Source organism: Enterobacter cloacae complex sp. 382A5, assembly GCF_050031095.1.
Classification (GTDB): domain Bacteria; phylum Pseudomonadota; class Gammaproteobacteria; order Enterobacterales; family Enterobacteriaceae; genus Enterobacter; species Enterobacter cloacae.
The window spans coordinates 1-15724 of record NZ_JBLGVK010000002.1; the positions used below are offsets into that span (position 1 = coordinate 1).

General features: G+C 49.2%; 16 protein-coding genes and 1 pseudogene. 9 read left to right on the top strand and 8 right to left on the bottom strand.

What is annotated here, in order from left to right; all coding sequences use genetic code 11:
• A partial coding sequence (locus tag ACQG2G_RS22590; protein ID WP_426769488.1) for a DUF262 domain-containing protein occupies positions 1-1170 on the bottom strand: 1170 nt, incomplete at its 3' end.
• A 327-nt stretch (positions 1171-1497) separates the two neighbouring features.
• On the opposite strand from ACQG2G_RS22590, the gene ACQG2G_RS22595 reads away from it, so the two are divergent.
• Both ACQG2G_RS22595 and ACQG2G_RS22600 read left to right on the top strand, forming a co-directional pair.
• Positions 1498-1788: a hypothetical protein gene (locus tag ACQG2G_RS22595; protein ID WP_045324939.1), complete on the top strand. Its 291-nt coding sequence runs from the start codon at positions 1498-1500 to the stop codon at positions 1786-1788.
• Complete coding sequence (locus ACQG2G_RS22600; RefSeq protein ID WP_032650492.1) at positions 1778-2677, top strand: TIR domain-containing protein; 900 nt, start codon at positions 1778-1780, stop codon at positions 2675-2677. Before ACQG2G_RS22595 ends, ACQG2G_RS22600 begins: the two co-directional genes overlap by 11 nt.
• Before the next feature lie 49 nt (positions 2678-2726).
• Here ACQG2G_RS22600 and ACQG2G_RS22605 read toward each other — a convergent pair whose 3' ends face one another.
• Both ACQG2G_RS22605 and pifC read right to left on the bottom strand, forming a co-directional pair.
• Complete coding sequence (locus ACQG2G_RS22605) at positions 2727-4952, bottom strand: KAP family P-loop NTPase fold protein (RefSeq protein WP_104453460.1); 2226 nt, start codon at positions 4950-4952, stop codon at positions 2727-2729.
• 1 nt (position 4953) lies between these two features.
• Complete coding sequence (gene pifC, locus ACQG2G_RS22610; protein ID WP_104453461.1) at positions 4954-6042, bottom strand: transcriptional repressor PifC; 1089 nt, start codon at positions 6040-6042, stop codon at positions 4954-4956.
• Positions 6043-6202: 160 nt separating this feature from the next.
• On the opposite strand from pifC, the pseudogene ACQG2G_RS22615 reads away from it, so the two are divergent.
• From ACQG2G_RS22615 to ACQG2G_RS22630, 4 genes and pseudogenes are all read left to right on the top strand, one after another.
• Positions 6203-6451 (top strand): annotated as a pseudogene (locus ACQG2G_RS22615) (hypothetical protein); the annotation flags it as partial.
• Positions 6452-6594: 143 nt separating this feature from the next.
• Positions 6595-6945: a hypothetical protein gene (locus ACQG2G_RS22620; protein ID WP_000493378.1), complete on the top strand. Its 351-nt coding sequence runs from the start codon at positions 6595-6597 to the stop codon at positions 6943-6945.
• Positions 6946-6995: 50 nt separating this feature from the next.
• The gene (locus tag ACQG2G_RS22625) at positions 6996-7739 is read left to right on the top strand and encodes a hypothetical protein (protein WP_000129823.1); all 744 of its coding nucleotides are present in this window, start codon (positions 6996-6998) and stop codon (positions 7737-7739) included.
• Positions 7736-8512: a site-specific integrase gene (locus ACQG2G_RS22630; protein WP_000015958.1), complete on the top strand. Its 777-nt coding sequence runs from the start codon at positions 7736-7738 to the stop codon at positions 8510-8512. Before ACQG2G_RS22625 ends, ACQG2G_RS22630 begins: the two co-directional genes overlap by 4 nt.
• Before the next feature lie 57 nt (positions 8513-8569).
• Here the strand turns inward: ACQG2G_RS22630 and ACQG2G_RS22635 are convergent, their stop codons facing one another.
• Both ACQG2G_RS22635 and ACQG2G_RS22640 read right to left on the bottom strand, forming a co-directional pair.
• A complete protein-coding gene (locus tag ACQG2G_RS22635) occupies positions 8570-8827 on the bottom strand; it encodes a hypothetical protein (protein WP_000764642.1) in 258 nt (85 codons plus the stop codon).
• Positions 8828-8955: 128 nt separating this feature from the next.
• Positions 8956-9060: a hypothetical protein gene (locus ACQG2G_RS22640; RefSeq protein ID WP_032409716.1), complete on the bottom strand. Its 105-nt coding sequence runs from the start codon at positions 9058-9060 to the stop codon at positions 8956-8958.
• 534 nt (positions 9061-9594) lie between these two features.
• Between ACQG2G_RS22640 and ACQG2G_RS22645 the strand changes: the two genes are divergently transcribed.
• Positions 9595-10461, top strand: coding sequence for a replication initiation protein (locus ACQG2G_RS22645; RefSeq protein WP_004118283.1), 867 nt, complete (start codon positions 9595-9597; stop codon positions 10459-10461).
• A 356-nt stretch (positions 10462-10817) separates the two neighbouring features.
• On the opposite strand, the gene ACQG2G_RS22650 is transcribed toward ACQG2G_RS22645, so the two are convergent.
• Complete coding sequence (locus ACQG2G_RS22650; protein WP_000339857.1) at positions 10818-11087, bottom strand: hypothetical protein; 270 nt, start codon at positions 11085-11087, stop codon at positions 10818-10820.
• 414 nt (positions 11088-11501) lie between these two features.
• On the opposite strand from ACQG2G_RS22650, the gene ACQG2G_RS22655 reads away from it, so the two are divergent.
• Positions 11502-12707 carry an AAA family ATPase gene (locus ACQG2G_RS22655; protein ID WP_000368714.1) on the top strand — a complete coding sequence of 402 codons (1206 nt, stop codon included), beginning with the start codon at positions 11502-11504 and terminating at the stop codon, positions 12705-12707.
• Positions 12707-13681 carry a ParB family protein gene (locus tag ACQG2G_RS22660; protein WP_000064120.1) on the top strand — a complete coding sequence of 325 codons (975 nt, stop codon included), beginning with the start codon at positions 12707-12709 and terminating at the stop codon, positions 13679-13681. Before ACQG2G_RS22655 ends, ACQG2G_RS22660 begins: the two co-directional genes overlap by 1 nt.
• Positions 13682-13762: 81 nt before the next feature.
• On the opposite strand, the gene ACQG2G_RS22665 is transcribed toward ACQG2G_RS22660, so the two are convergent.
• Together ACQG2G_RS22665 and umuD are read right to left on the bottom strand one after the other, a co-directional pair.
• The gene (locus ACQG2G_RS22665) at positions 13763-15034 is read right to left on the bottom strand and encodes a Y-family DNA polymerase (protein WP_004118291.1); all 1272 of its coding nucleotides are present in this window, start codon (positions 15032-15034) and stop codon (positions 13763-13765) included.
• A complete protein-coding gene (umuD, locus tag ACQG2G_RS22670; RefSeq protein WP_000776034.1) occupies positions 15034-15465 on the bottom strand; it encodes a translesion error-prone DNA polymerase V autoproteolytic subunit in 432 nt (143 codons plus the stop codon). Before umuD ends, ACQG2G_RS22665 begins: the two co-directional genes overlap by 1 nt.
• Positions 15466-15724 lie beyond the last annotated feature (259 nt).

The following is a 15724-nucleotide window of genomic DNA, read 5'->3' on the forward strand; positions in this document are numbered from 1 at the left end:
AAGATATTTAGCTGTGGATTTATTTTCTCGTACTCTGAGTAATGCCAGTACCAGAGGCCTCTGAATGGTTACGTTAAATGTGATAAGATTTCGCAGGATTCTGTATATTTTTTTCTGATTCAGGCCTGGCCAGTCACTCTCTTGTGGTTCACATATTTTAAAAAAGAGCGATGAATCTTTTTCCATTTGACTTAAAAATGATTCCGGTGTGACGGTCGCGCTTTTATCAGCTATTTTTTTCTTGAATGAACGATATAACTGATCTTCTCCAATATATCCAAAATTGGACATCCACCATATTCTGATGTAATCAGACATAGTTATTTTACTTTTCAGCTCTATAAGTCCGTTTTCAATTGCTGTCCATTGTTTTTTGGCAGTGTCTTCAGGATACATATCTGTTTCTTGGGAACAGTACTGCAAAATCTTATTTTTTATCAAGTCAATCGAACTCAGGCTGATGCCTCTTGCATTCAGAACCTCGAATACGTCGTAAGCATCATCAGTAGATGGAACTAGTATACGGACAACCTTAAGATAAGATGTTATCATCTTTAGTATTGCATCGAGACACTGAATATATTCTTCCTCTGAATACTTTACACCTTTTTTGCTTTTATTTAGTAATTTACATGCTTCCTGTTTCTCTAATTTTTTTTCAAAGTAAGTGTAGGCGTAGTTTATCTTTTCGTCTTCATCAGATTTAACCTTTGGATTGCAATCTTCTTTCGACTGACATTTAAGTTTAAAAAAATCACGGCCGTTGCTTTTAGATATTTTTTCTGTGAGATGTGCTTTCGCTGAGATGATGGATGCTTTTGACACAAGATAGGTATTAACTATATCATCCGAGCTCTCTATATAGTTGAGAGATCTGAGCTTTCTTGAAATGAGTGATATCAGAATAGTTATAACGGAAAGACGTTGCTGACCATCAATAATTTCCAGCATTGAACTGTCGGTTGTGCCAGACAAAACGACTGTCCCGAGGAAGTACTCAGCATGGCTGAAGCTCCCGTTCTCGTACTGAACATTTCTTTTGATATCATCCCAGAACTCATCAAGCTGAAGTTTTTCCCAGCTGAAGTCCCGCTGATTTCGGGGAATAACGTAGCGTCTGTTAACTGAAAGAATATCGTTTATATCAACCTGTACGGCATCAAAGTTCATGCTCCCTCACTTGTGTTATGTATTAGCGTACTGTGCAGGCCTACAATACAATAAGACTCTGCACCTTCGCATGGTCTTTCTGATTTGTGCTGAAATGTGTATAATTATTATGATTGTTGCTAAATCATCAATAATCTTCTCATCTCAACAATCTGCTATTTTTTATGATTATCCTGCAATAATCCCTCTTTTCTCCTCCCGGGATCCGATTTCTGGTGAAGTCGGATCTTAATGAAATTGCATGGAATTTGAGTGATATCCCTTACCCCTCATCTCCAACGTGCTATCTATAAAGGTTGATACATCTCGCTTAGTCCGGAGGTTGTTATGAGCGTCAAAATCAAAGGTTTAGACAAAATGCAGAAACAGCTAAAAGAAGTTGAGAGAGCAACAGAGGCATTAAACGGAAGTTATGATGTCCACTTCGATGCTAACGATCCTGTCAGCATAGAGAACGCGATTCAGGAAGCCTATTCCATGGTGCACGAACGCACTTCTGGTTATGCTACTAATCCGATGGTCAGCCAATTAATCGAACACATGAAAGAAAATCTGCGCCAACAGATTCTGGACAGTGCAGAACAACAAAGACAGGAGAGCGGGCAGGATGGCAATTGATATCTTTCAGTCACTTAAAAATTGCGTATTCGACCTTCAGCGCGCTGACGTTCAGAACTACCAGCAGCCTCTCAAGCAATTGGCCCGGCTGTTGAACTCAGAGAATCTGCAGTCAGTTAATGCACATCTGACCCGCAATGTTGAACTTGATACCTTTCTGTCCAGGAGTGAAGATACTGAATCCAGCATGGCTGGTTCCGCTGTACTACAGTGGCCTGATGAGCCCGCTGATATTTTGGGCCTGAAGTTGCTGCTGATCGAGAAAATGGCAGCCGATAACAATTTTTCCTTTAATTTCTGTCATACATTTTTCTATGATCGAAACATTATTGAATCCATTCGAAAATTCACGTCATCATTAGTTGTCCCGTTCGTGCGCGATTACCAGTTGTATGTGGAAAACCAACACGATCCCGAACCTGCAGTGTTTCGTCCGGCCTCCCGAAAAATTTTTATTGTTCATGGTCATGATAATGATGCCCTTCAGTCTGTTGCCCGTTTTATATCCCGGATAGGGCTTGAGGAAATCATTCTTTCTGAACGTCCTGACGGATCCAGGACGATTATAGAGAAATTTGAAGCGGAGTCAGGGGATGTCAGTTTTGCCATCGTGCTGATGACACCCGACGATAGCGGCAGTGCTCTGGCATCTGAAAGCACACGTCTGCGTGCACGCCAGAATGTCCTGTATGAGCTAGGATATTTCGCCGGGAAGCTTGGACGCGGGAAAGTACTCGTACTCAGGAAGGGAGATATCGAAATCCCTTCAGATCTTGCCGGGGTTCTCTATACCGAGCTTGATGAGCATGGTGGATGGAAACGCAAACTGCTGAGTGAGCTTACGTATGCCGGTGTTCCTTTTGACAAGGATAAAGCATTAAGCGCCTGATCCCCTTCATTTAGTAAGAAAAAGGCCGCTAAGCGGCCTTAATTTTTGGTCAGTCGTCATTTTCCAGCGCTGTTTTGAGTGCTTCCTGCTCCGGAGTCAGCTCGTTGCCGGACAGCATAACCTTCAACTTCTCTTCGACTGCTGGCCAGTCATCAAAGAACGGACTGACCTGGTCACGCGCAATCCGGCGATATGCCCCTCGGTGGGAGCTGAAGACACTGGTCTGTAATCGTATCAACAGGTCAACAAGTCCTTCATCAGTGGTAGTAACTTCTCTGACCCATTGCTTCACGGTTTCACCTGAACTCATGTCTCTCCAGGCGTAGAGATACCCGAGAAGAGACTTGCGCAGGAGAAGCTGTTGCTGAAGTTCTGGCTGATTCATACGTTCAGCAAACCTGTCACGCAACCGTTCCGTAATATCGCGACTGAAAAGAGCGTCTGAAGGCGAAGGTACTGTATTCTGAGCAAGTCCGTGTTCCCAGATAAGATCCCGCATAAAATCGGCTATCCAGAACGGCGAAGCACCCGTAACGATCAGCTTTTCCATAAGCGTGATCGTTCTGGTCTCATCAATATCCTGCATATGCTTCAGCAGATGCCGTACAACCTCATTAATGGCCATTTCACGCAGGGAAAACCATGGGTTACGGATACTGAAGCGAGTGCTCACCTCATCGGTGTGATCGAAGAAAAAATGAACCAGTCCTGCGCACTCTTCGAAATTGCGTTCTCTTATCAGGCCCGGAGTCAGTCTGCTAAGTATATGTTCAAACCAGGTTCCGGACAGACTGCCCACACTGTTGATTTTTGAGAGCAGCAATTCAGAAAGCTGCTGCTGTTTTTCCGATACGCCAGCCTGCTCAAAAAGCTGTCTGAAGAATTCAGGTGGCAGAACATTCTGTGGAGAGGAGAAGGCAAAATAATATCGCCAGTGCGTCAGGCTGCTGAGTCGTTTACCAGTCGTCTGGATATGACGAAAATCCTCACTGACGGGCTCAAAAAGATTCAGATATTCATCATTATGTCCACTGATACCAGGGATCCAGTCTGCAAGTGTCAGAAACGAGTCTGCATTTGATGCCCTGAACGTCTTCATACATCTGATAAGCCCCTCTCGGAAGTCTGCTTTCTCTCCGTCTGAAAGCATACCCTGACCGGCTTCAATCACGGACCGTTCTGTCAGGTAATGCTCTGTCCAGTCATACAGAGCCGGGTTTGTCACCCGTATAAGCTGAAGCAGGCACAAATCAGGGAAATAAACAAAATCCCGCATCCCCGGATAAAGAAAAATCAGGGAATTAATGGCCTGATGGATTTCCCGTGGCGTCGAAAGTGCCGCACCATAGGTATCAGTCACCGCGACGAGATCCCTTACCATTCCAGAGTCTGGCGGTTGATTATTAATTTGCTGATATAGAGCCTCAGCCCGCTGGCGAAATTCATTACGTAAATCAAAGGCTTCAGGTCGGGGTAATTTAAAACTAAGCTGAATGATTTTCTGGAGGTAACGGCTGCCATCTTCGATATTCAGCGCATGTTCAACGGCATGAGTGATAATCTGCCTGTCATAACAGAGAATATGGGTAAAGCGGGGCAGATCGGCTACTGCACGCACAAGCCTGAACACTTCCGCCACCTGGGATGGCTCCAGCCGGTCCAGATCATCCATGACAACAATGAACTTCAGATCCAGATTCACCAGTTGTCCTGCAATTTCAGCCCGAAGCTTTGTCGTGGTTTTCTGATCAACAGCCAGACGGCTGTCTGAAAATACCTTTATTCCGCCTGCTATCCAGTTAATAATGCTGGAAAACTGTCCGATATACTGAACCAGTGGAAGGACGCGCGATGAAGTATCCTGAGCATACTCAATCACTTTTTGAGCTTCCGGTGACAACAGATATTTACGCCAGAGCTTTTTGAAGCCCTTCGGGGGATAGCGTTTTTCCATTTCCTGCTGGATAACCGTGGCAACCGGAAGAAAGAGCGCTTCAACCGGACTGCCACCACTCAGCCAGGGAGAAATATGCAGCACATGCGTGTGAGCATCTTTGTTCAGGGCAAGGTTTCTCAGGATCAGATTAAGGAGGCTTGTTTTACCCGATCCCCATGCACCTTCTATTCCGACAACATTTGAAGCCTCCTGAGGAAGAGTAAGGATGGAACGGGATATATTTTCTGCGATATTACCGAAACCGTATCGATCCTCAGGTACATCTTCAACTGCAGCATCAAGCCCTTTCTGGTTCCACAGCTGCCTCAGTATTTTCATATTACAGATCTCCGTACAGGTAGCGCAGCCCGGTCAGGGCCTCCGCCAGCGGGCCTTCTTGACACCGCGTGGCGAGCTCCCGGACCAGCGTCTCAAAGGCCTCCGCCGGCATAAAAATCCGCAGGCCGTCGATACCGAAAAATCCCTCCGGCGTGACATGCCCGGGCGGGGAGAACATCACGCGCTCCCCCTGGTGACCGTGCGCCAGGGCTTCCGGATGTCGTGCGTACAGGCTGAACAGTCCCAGCAGTTCGGAGAACGTTTCCCAGCCGTATGGCACCACGAAGTCCTGTCCGGTGATCAGCAGATGCAGACGGGGCGTGGTGTACCAGGCCCCCGGGCGTTCTCCAGGGCGCAGGCCGTCAACGCGGATCTCCAGGCGCAGCGTGCCGGCCTCAATGGTTTCCGTGACGGCAGAAATAACCGGGCGCAGCTCCTGAGCCAGATCTCGGGCCTTCTCCCCGCTCCAGTCCAGCCCGCGCAGCATCAGCGGGAAAACGGCCTTCAGCCGCGGCAGGGTGAAGATTTCTGCCAGCACCGCGTCCGGCACCTCCGCCAGGCCAAAACAGTCGCTCTCGAGCGGACGCAGGAGGTGTTCGGCATACATCTGATCCACCACGGGGCGCAGCGCTGCCCGGAAGGCGTCAAACTCTTCCGTCCAGTTTTTCCCGGCCAGGCGGAAAATCCCCTTCAGGTAGTGACCGTCCACAGGGCGATCGTGCTCCACCTGCCAGGCCAGCAGGTTGCCGGTGATGTCCAGCAGCGTGTCCAGGGCCGGGAGTGTGGCCAGCCTGTTATGCCCGCGCAGGAAGGCCTCCCTGGCGTGAACCAGGACAAAGCGCAGTTCGTCGCGGGAGAGCGCTGACGTGCCGAAGGTCTGGCCCAGAATGATATGCCGGTACAGCTGCCGGACCGTGGCCTCCGGATCGGCAATGAGCTGAAAATACCCGTCGCCGGGCGCGACCGTTTTCAGGCCGTCATCGAGGAAGCGTTCGGCCAGGGCGTTGACCGAAGTATTTTCGCGGCCGGCGCGCACTTTCAGCGCCTCGATCAGCTTTTTATGAAAACGCAGGTTAAGCTGGCTGAGCATCATCGTTCCTTGCATGTTTGTTTTGCTCTTCATGCTAACCTAGCATTTTATTGTTATCCATTAATCAATTTGTTTTGATTCCTAAAATTGTGATACATCATTAATTAATGACCGTGATGACTGTTTTGCTACAGCAACGCCTGCCTCTTCTCATTTCCACGCAGATCCGAAAACCCTGAGTTCCGGATCTGATTCAGCCCCGCCGGCGCGCAGCGGCCCGGAAACACAAGATGTAGCGGTGTTTCCAGCTGTCAGTGACCATATATGTTGTGCCCCTCCCCTGCCCCGTGACCGGCCGCTCACCACCCTGAAAGGGCGCTGTGGTTATTCCGTGTGCGTGGTACACTTCCGGAAACTGTGGAATAACATAAAAGTCGGATCCGGCCAGAGCGGCCGTCAGGTAATTTAATTACGTTGTTATATGGCTGCTTATTATTTTAGTATGTGAAAATCACTCTCGTGAAAGTCACTGTCGCGACAGAGTGGCACTCATCTGACGATGATTGAGGTGTGGTAAAATTGCACGGCTAACTATTCAACTGAGGAAAGGACATGTTTACTGCATTCAATGAGAGAAATGATTTCAGTTATGCTTTTGAAAAAATCCGTAATGCGATTTCCGCGCCAGGAGAAAATAATCTTTATGCTGCAACAGAATTAGGTCTTGGCATTCTGCTCCGTAAATACGAGCAGTTTCGCCAGGAACTGGATGCGGCCGGTGAGCTGGGAAACTGGGAATATGATCTCGATACCTACAATCACTGTATTGCGGTGCTGCAACGTTACTTCACCGGCAATCCATCCGGACTGACAGAACGTGATGCCCGGATTTACAGCCATTACCTGCAGACTGAGCACAAAAGGTTTGTGAAACTGGCTGAAGAGCTGGCTGCCGGCCGCTGACTACGGACAGAGGGCGGGATTTCTCAGGAATATAAAGGGGTAAATGATCAATGACTGATATACAGGCCGCAACTGAGAGTATAGTTGCTGCGACATCCCATCCGGTTTCCGTACAGCTGATTAATCAAGGGGCGGGGATCTGGGGAAACGTGGCAACCGGGCTTATCACTGGCCTGCTTACTGGGGGTATAACACTCACTGGCATCTGGCTGACACATTATTTCACGCTTAAGCGTGAGAGACAGGCGTCAGAAGATAAAATGAAAAAGGAACTGCATTACATTGCCACCGAGTTGGTATTCATGCTTGAACGGTATGCTGAGGGTTGTTTCCGGGTTGTGACGGATGACGGCCAGGATGATGATGCCCCCCAGCCTGAGAGAAAAGCTGTCACGAATTACCCTGAACTGAATCTGATCGATGTCTCCGGTGACTGGCGGACTTTAGAGCCACGTCTTATGTATCGCATCCGTGAACTGCCGGTGCTCCAGGATGAGGCCCACAGGGCAATTGCATATGCCGCCGAATACTCCGACCCTCCTTGGCATAAGGACTATTTCAGGGAACGGCAGTATCAGTTCACGCGCTTGGGCATCAACGCTGTCATTCTTGCCGTCCGTCTGCGCAAGGCAACCGGGATGCCCGAAACACGTCTTACAGGTCATGATGAATGGTCTGCAGTTTCCGTGTTTCGTAAAGTCTGGAGGCGCGAAAGAGCCCTGCGCGCTGCTGAAGCTACCCGCAACAGGGAGTGGAATCAATTAGTGATACCTGATGGAATGTCAAACCAATGAGCGGCCTCTTATCATATTCTCACCCGCAGCAGCCGGCGCAAATGCCGGTGGCCATTGACTATCCCGCCGCGCTGGCCCTGCGCCAGATGGCGCTCGTTCAAGATGAACTACCGAAATACCTGCTGGCACCGGAAGTCAGCGCCCTGCTCCATTATGTGCCCGATTTGCACCGCAAGATGCTGCTGGCAACCCTCTGGAACACCGGCGCACGTATCAACGAGGCGCTGGCGCTGACCCGGGGGGATTTTTCGCTGGTGCCACCGTATCCGTTCGTGCAGCTGGCCACGCTTAAGCAGCGCACCGAAAAAGCGGCCAGGACAGCCGGCCGAGCTCCCGCCGGTAGCCAGGCTCATCGTCTGGTTCCGCTTTCCGATCACCACTACGTCAGCCAGCTGCAGATGATGGTGGCCACCCTGAAAATTCCGCTGGAAAGACGCAACAAGCGTACCGGCAGAACAGAGAAAGCCCGCATCTGGGACATCACCGACCGGACAGTACGGACCTGGATTGGCGAAGCGGTTGAAGCGGCCGCCGTCGACGGGGTGACATTCTCGGTGCCGGTCACCCCGCATACGTTCCGCCACTCCTACGCGATGCATATGCTGTATGCCGGCATACCACTGAAGGTTTTGCAGAGCCTGATGGGCCACAAATCGATTAGCTCGACGGAAGTCTATACGAAGGTGTTCGCACTTGATGTTGCTGCGCGGCATCGAGTTCAGTTTCAGATGCCCGAAGCGGATGCGGTAGCCATGCTGAAAGGGAATATTTAAGTACTTAGGAGAATGATGCTGGCGAACGTCCTGCTCGCCGGGGAGGTCTGTCAGACGTTATCTGGACCAGCTGACGGGAATATCTGCTCTGTATTCCTCATACTGCTCATAGATCGCATGCTGAAGCATCGTAATACGTTCTGACAACCTGTTGGCGTCCGACATATGCCGCCATTCCCCCTCAATAGTGGTTTTCTGTCCATCCGGGAGATTGAGCGTGATCAATACCTTTGTATCACGAATAATCACCCCGTCAGTGAAAGAATTAAGACCACTCCTTACGGTATTATCTATCTGTATAGTTTCAAGTTTCATCTTGTTACCTCCTGTTGACCGGATCCCAAGCATAGATATCTGAATTCAAATTGCCTAGTGAAATGTCTGGATATGCCGCATTTTTCCCCTTATACAGCGAAGCTGGCCAAAGGCCAGCCCGCTTGGATTTATCGCTTTTGCCAGTAGATCAGCATGGCAAGGAACAGGATTGTTGCCCCCTGAGAAGCGGTCAGGAAAGTTTCCAGCAATGACATTATCGTAAAACTCCGCATTATTAATTTCAGGTGTGTGATTCAGGGGCCTTAGTCCCCCTTTTACAGGACGTAGTGTTCTGTCACGACGGAAGCCAGGGTTAATAAAAACGATTCGAATATGTCTGCAGGGACGATAGAAATCTTCGTGCGGGTTGTCTCGCTGTAGCCGGCTCTGGAGAGCGACTCGGGGGAGGAGTAGTATCTTCCGGCCACGGATATGATCGAGCCAGCAGTGCTCGCCGCAGTCGAGCGACAGGGCGAAGCCCCGAGTGAGCGAGGAAGCACCAGGGAACAAAACTTATAAATTCTGCTTACGCTCAATGCCTGAAAAATCACCTCTCCTCGGGGTTATCCACTTATCCACGGGCATATTTTTATAAAGTACTTTTTTATTCTTTTTCTTTATTTTACATCTTTTAGGGAGCCTGAAAGCCGCGTACAGTGCGGCCTGAGAGGGGGCCTGTATGGGCAACTGGTAAACATAATATGGGAAATTAATCACGTATCAGTGGGTTTTGTGTCAACAAGCTATGGGATACGCATCAACAAGCTATGGGAAAGAGGTCAAGTTCAGTTCTCAATTATCCACTTGTGGATAAAGTGCAGATTTTTCCGGTGGATAAGTATCGCGATAGCTTGCAATTTCTGTTTTCACTGTCATTATGGGTGGGTAAAAATTTACCCATAGGCATTGAAATGGATACTCAAGCACTCTTGCCAGCTACTAAAACGTTTAAAAAACGCGCCAGTATAAAGCAATCTAACGAATTGACCGAAGCTGCATATTACCTGCCTCTTCAGGCAAAACGTGTGCTGTGGTTATGCCTCATGCAGGCCTATTTTAATGACAGCCAGGAAGATGACTCTGACGTATTGCCGCTCTTCAAAATCAGCGTTTCCGATTACGTCAAATACTTCAATGTCGCTACGTCTGTCGCCAGTCGTGATGTGAAGGCTGGGGTAAATGCTCTGGGCGAATCAACGGTTACCTTTTATCCAAAAGAAGGTGAGTTTGAAGAAGTTAAACGTCCGTGGCTGGCTGAAGCAGGAATGAAGCGAGGCCGGGGTTCCTGGCAGATTGAATTTAACTACAAGGTCATGCCATTCCTGGTCGGCTTAACCTCCCAGTTCACTACCTATTCTCTCTATGACTGTGGCCAGCTTAATAGTGTTCGTGTCATCCGGCTTTATGAAAGCCTGTGTCAGTTCCGGAGCACTGGTGTCTGGATCACCACACATGACTGGTTATGTGAAAGGTTTATGCTCCCTGCCTCGCAGAAAAACAATATTGCTGAAATGAAGCGTACCTTCCTGGAACCTGCTCTGAAGAAAATTAATGAGAAGACGCCATTAAAGGTAACATATACCACTGAAGAAGATGGTCGCTTGCTGTTTAATTTTCTTGATAAAAAACAATAGTCTGTAATTTTTATTTCCTCCCCCCTTAGTTTGTTGCTGACATATGGGGGGATACTGAACTTGCTGTGTTTCCCATAGTGCTTGCCTAACTTGACCTGTTTCCCGCAATCGCGGCTGTCTGCGTAGTTGACCTGTTTCCCACAGTCCGGGCCGTCTGCGGAGTTGACCTGTTTCCCACAGTCCCGGTCGTCTGCAAAGTTGACCTGTTTCCCACAGTCCCGGTCGTCTGCAAAGTTGACCTGTTTCCCACAGTCCGGGCCGTACGCGGAGTTGACCTGTTTCCCACACTCCCGACCGTCCGAGAAGTTGACCTGTTTCCCATAGTCCGGGCCGTCCGAGAAGCTGACCTGTTTCCCTTAGTCCGGGCCGTCCGCGAAGTTGACCTGTTCCCCACACTCCCGGCCGCCCGCGAAGTTGACCTGTTTCCCACAGTCCGGGCCGTCTGCAAAGTTGACCTGTTTCCCACAGTCCCGGCCGCCCGCGAAGTTGACCTGTTTCCCATAATCCGGGCCGTCCGCGAAGTTGACCTGTTCCCCACACTCCCGGCCGCCCGTGAAGTTGACCTGTTTCCCATAGTCCGGGCCGTCCGCGAAGTTGACCTGTTTCCCATAGTCCGGAGCGTCCATTAAAGTTGACCTGTTTCCCACAGAGGATGGAAAACTCTTCTTGTGCTGAGCGTAAGAGCTATCTGCCGGAACGGTTCCTCTTCGCTTCCTCGCCAGTTCGCTCGCTACGCTCGGTTACATGGCTGCGGCGAGCGCTGATACATAAGGCTCAGCATTGCACTGGTCGTAACTAAAATCAGAATCCTTCTGAATGACTCTCCTGTCTTGCAAGTTGAATACCTTTCTCAAAGCCCTTTTGTATGAGTTGCTGTTGATGGTCAAAAGTGCGTCTGCGTGTTGCTGCAGTGTGATTTAGTAGCACGCCCGTCGAGCTTCATCCCCCTTCTGTTGAGAGCGAAATCAAAACAATATGATTTTTTTCTTGCAACATGACACTTTTTGTTCAAAATGACAAAAAACGTCATGAGGTGATAAATGGACAATATTGAGCAGTTACGGAAAGTCGCTACACGTGCAGGTAAGCTTCTGACATCTTTGAGCGAAAGTATCCGACAGCAAAAAGAGGAATTGAAGCTTACCGAGTTCTATCAGGAATACAGCAAAGCCGCTCTGTATAAGCTGCCTAAGCTCAGTAAAGGCAGTGTTGAGTATGCTGTGTCCGAAATGGAAGCCGGTGGCTACATTTTTAAAAAGAAACCTTCTGGTAATACGATGAAATACGCGATGACGATTCAGAATGTCATCGATCTGTATAACCATCGTAAAGTACCGAAGTACAGGGATCGCTTCGATAAAGCCTTTACGATTTTTGTATGTAATCTTAAAGGTGGTGGTTCCAAGACAGTTTCTACCGCTTCATTATCACATGCTTTTCGAGCTCATCCTCAGCTTCTGTTCGAAGACCTGCGTATTCTGGCCATCGATTTCGATCCGCAGGCATCTCTGACAATGTTCCTGAGCCATGAGAATTCAGTGGGCTTGGTTGAAAATACGGCTGCTCAGGCCATGCTCCAGAACGTGTCTCGTGAAGAATTACTTTCCGATTTTATAGTACCGTCTATTATCCCTGGTGTTGATGTAATCCCCGCTTCCATTGACGATGCATTCCTTGCTGAAGGCTGGAAGGGATTGTGTGAAGAACATCTGCCAGGGAAAAATATTCATGCGGTGCTTAAAGAGAACATTATCGACAAGCTCCAGCATGACTACGACTTTATTTTCCTTGATAGTGGTCCTCACCTTGATGCGTTCCTGAAAAACTGCATTGGGGCGGCAGACCTGATGTTGACCCCTCTTCCACCGGCGACGGTTGATTTTCATTCTTCCCTGAAGTTTGTGGCCAGCCTCCCTGCCCTCATAGATTCCATCGAAATGGATGGGCACACCTGCAATCTCATCGGTAATGTCGGCTTCATGTCCAAGATCCTGAACAAGTCTGATCACAAAATTTGCCATAGTCAGGCCAAAGAGGTTTTCGGTGCCGATATGCTAGACATGGTTCTGCCAAGACTGGATGGTTTCGAACGTTGTGGGGAGACTTTTGACACAGTTATTTCAGCAAATCCAGCAACCTATGATGGAAGTACAGAGGCACTAAAAAGCGCAAAATCAGCAGCGGAAGACTTTGCGAAGGCAGTCTTTGATCGCATCGAGTTCATTCGTACTAACGGAGGTATGTGATGTCGAATGAGAAAAGAAAAACCATCGGCAGACAGTTAAATACTCAGGCGTCAATGCTCGAAATGGCTGACACCGGTAGAAGTCAGGTATTTACCTTAAAAACCGGCAGGAAGGTAACGTTCAGGTTTGTTCGGGTGCCTGCATCTGAAGTTGAAAGTAAGACCTTCGTAAACCAGGAAAACAATGGAAGAGATCAACTTGCACTGACCAGGGAGTCTCTGAAATCCATTATCCAGACGATTAAGTTTCAGCAGTTCTTTCCCTGTATTGGTATTAAGCAAAGTGAAAGGATTGAGATACTGGATGGTTCAAGACGGCGAGCCTCAGCAATTTTTGTCCGTACAGGCCTTGATGTAATGGTTACCGAAGAACATTTATCAGCTGATGAAGCTCGCCAACTGGCTAAAGATATCCAGACAGCTAAAGAACATAATCTTCGGGAGATTGGTCTGAGATTGATCGCTCTTAAAGAGTCCGGATTTAATCAAAAGGAAATTGCTGAACTGGAGGGATTATCTCAGGCTAAAGTTACCAGGGCGCTGCAGGCGGCGGCCGTACCGCAAGACTTAATTTCTCTGTTCCCGGTTCAGTCGGAGCTATCGTTTAGTGATTATAAACTTCTTTTAGAAGTTAATGAAAAACTCGGTGAAAAGGGATTAACGCCTGAAGAACTCATTCAGTCTGTATCAGCTCAGCTCGATGCAATTTTGAGTGATGGCGAGCGACCAGAAGACGAACAGAAAGCCAGTATTCTGAAGCTGATTTCTCAGGCATCTCAGGCATTGATAGATCCATCTCCCAAGGAAAAGTCAGTGGTTTCCCCACTCTGGTCTTTTGAAGAAAAGGACAAGTTCGCGCGTAAGCGTGTGAAAGGGCGCACGCTGACTTATGAGTTTAGCCGTATGTCAAAAGTGATTCAGGATGAACTGGACAAGGCTATCAACGAAGTCCTTGACAGAAATTTGAGTCAATAATTTCGCCATGGCGATTTCACATCTAACTTATTGTAATTAGGCAGTTTAGGTTGAGAATTTCACGGTGAAATCGCCATGGTTTCACGCCAGTTTCGCTGCAGGAATATCTGACCATCGTGTCGTATAAGCAGGAGAAAGCATCTCCCGTTTCATCTGCCATTCCGGGGCCATACCCCGCCCCGCAAACCATACTTTACCCAGCCCTGAGTTGTTGATCCCGTCCAGAACCCTCATCAGCTCAGCACTGTGAGGGCGTGGCGGGCGTTCGTCGAACAGTTGCAGCTGCGAAACTCCGGAGCCGGTGAAGTCATTCAGCATAACTCCGGCTTTGGCATACCGGTGCCCATCCCTCCAGATACGCTCCAGAGCCGTTGTAGCGGCTGCAATGATGTCCCTGGTGTCCTGAGTGGGTGTAAGAAGTTTTTCCGTAGCCACGTTGCCGTAGTAAGGCTCTTTAATGGCGAACGGAGACGTTTTGATGAAAACGGAAATATGCCGGCAATACTGGTGCTCTTTACGCAGTTTTTCAGAGGCCCGCTCTGCGTGCTGACAGATAGCCTGACGGAGTGACTCGTACTCCGTGATCTTCACGCCAAAACTGCGGCTGCAGACAATTTGCTGTTTCGTCGGAGGGGCTTCCTCAAGCGAAAGGCAGCTTTCCCCGTTCAGTTCCCGTACCGTTCGCTCAAGGACGACAGAAAAATTTTTGCGGATGAAGGCCGGGTTCGTCAGAGCCAGATCGAGCGCGGTTTTTATGCCCAGCACATTTAGCTTGCGTGCAATACGGTTACCCACCCCCCAGATTTCTTCAACCGGCTGCAGTGAAAGCAGTTTCCGCGTCCTTTGCGGATTTCCCCTGGTCAGAGCGAGTACGCCATGAAACTGTTTCCACTCTTTTGAGGCCCACTGGGCTGATTTTGCGAGGGTTTTCGTTGGTCCGGCGCCCACGCCAATGGTCAGGCGGGTACAGTCATACACCTGCTGACGCAGCTGCCGGGCGAAGTCCTCAAGCCCCATACAGTGCTCCACGCCGGTCAGGTCGAGGAACATCTCATCAATTGAATACTGTTCCACCCTGGGGGCCAGTTCCTCCAGGCAGTTCATCACGCGCGCCGATATCGAGGCGTAAAGTTCATAATTACTTGAAAACGCATATATTTTTTCCGGGTATCTTTCGTTTTTTATCTGAAACCACGGAGTTCCCATTTTGATCCAGGGCTTCGCCTCGGCACTGCGAGCGATTACATTCCCGTCGTTGTTGCTCAGGACGACTATCGGCTTTCCTTTCAAATCCGGGCGGAAAACACGTTCACAGCTGGCATAGAAGCTGTTCACATCGGCCAGGGCAAACATCAGTACATCTCCCTCGGGCGGTGGATGATATGCGTGACGACGCCAAAGATATCCAGCTCGTCGGGATCAGGATAAATCGGCGACCAGGAGGCATTCATGGGCTGCAGCGTCAGTCGCGGCGTCAGCAGAAGCCGTTTCACCGTAAACTCCCCCTGCATGCTGGCGACAACGATATCGCCGTGCCGCGGCTTTTCAGCACTGTCCACAACCAGCAGATCGCCATTGTACAGACTGCCGTCGGCCATGCTGTCTCCGCTGGCACGCAGGTAGTACGTCGCGCTCGGATGCCGTATGCAGTAATCATGGAGATCCAGATCGGACTCGACATAGTCAGCAGCAGGGCTGGGAAAACCGCAGCTGGCCAGATCGGCAAACAATGGATGGGCCTGTGGCGGGAGTTCTTTCCCGGTGCTGAAAAGTTGTAGTTTCATCTTTCCTCCTGACACTCTAATTTTACTGGTTATACATACAGTGTGCGCCGGGAGACCGGTAGAGATCAAGGGGTGAAAGTCCCCGACCATTGAAGGACCAGCAATCCACAAGGTCCCCGAGTCATGCGTTGCATACCGCGAGGTATGGGGCGAAGCGTTGACAGGGGTGTTGACAGGCCAGCCATTGAGCCACGAAATGTATATTAAATTACCGGGTGCCGACGTTGTACTGTTAACGGAAGGCAACATCATAGGGTGC

Coding starts and splice junctions, on each gene's coding strand:
- ACQG2G_RS22605 (WP_104453460.1), bottom strand. CDS start 4,952: ATGAAAATACTGAGGCAGCTGTGGAACCAGAAAGGGCTTGATGCTGCA.
- ACQG2G_RS22650 (WP_000339857.1), bottom strand. CDS start 11,087: ATGGACGCTCCGGACTATGGGAAACAGGTCAACTTCGCGGACGGCCCG.
- ACQG2G_RS22595 (WP_045324939.1), top strand. CDS start 1,498: ATGAGCGTCAAAATCAAAGGTTTAGACAAAATGCAGAAACAGCTAAAA.
- ACQG2G_RS22655 (WP_000368714.1), top strand. CDS start 11,502: ATGGACAATATTGAGCAGTTACGGAAAGTCGCTACACGTGCAGGTAAG.
- ACQG2G_RS22625 (WP_000129823.1), top strand. CDS start 6,996: ATGACTGATATACAGGCCGCAACTGAGAGTATAGTTGCTGCGACATCC.
- ACQG2G_RS22660 (WP_000064120.1), top strand. CDS start 12,707: ATGTCGAATGAGAAAAGAAAAACCATCGGCAGACAGTTAAATACTCAG.
- ACQG2G_RS22630 (WP_000015958.1), top strand. CDS start 7,736: ATGAGCGGCCTCTTATCATATTCTCACCCGCAGCAGCCGGCGCAAATG.
- ACQG2G_RS22635 (WP_000764642.1), bottom strand. CDS start 8,827: ATGAAACTTGAAACTATACAGATAGATAATACCGTAAGGAGTGGTCTT.
- ACQG2G_RS22665 (WP_004118291.1), bottom strand. CDS start 15,034: ATGTTTGCCCTGGCCGATGTGAACAGCTTCTATGCCAGCTGTGAACGT.
- ACQG2G_RS22640 (WP_032409716.1), bottom strand. CDS start 9,060: ATGCGGAGTTTTACGATAATGTCATTGCTGGAAACTTTCCTGACCGCT.
- umuD (WP_000776034.1), bottom strand. CDS start 15,465: ATGAAACTACAACTTTTCAGCACCGGGAAAGAACTCCCGCCACAGGCC.
- pifC (WP_104453461.1), bottom strand. CDS start 6,042: ATGCTCAGCCAGCTTAACCTGCGTTTTCATAAAAAGCTGATCGAGGCG.
- ACQG2G_RS22645 (WP_004118283.1), top strand. CDS start 9,595: ATGGGAAAGAGGTCAAGTTCAGTTCTCAATTATCCACTTGTGGATAAA.
- ACQG2G_RS22600 (WP_032650492.1), top strand. CDS start 1,778: ATGGCAATTGATATCTTTCAGTCACTTAAAAATTGCGTATTCGACCTT.
- ACQG2G_RS22620 (WP_000493378.1), top strand. CDS start 6,595: ATGTTTACTGCATTCAATGAGAGAAATGATTTCAGTTATGCTTTTGAA.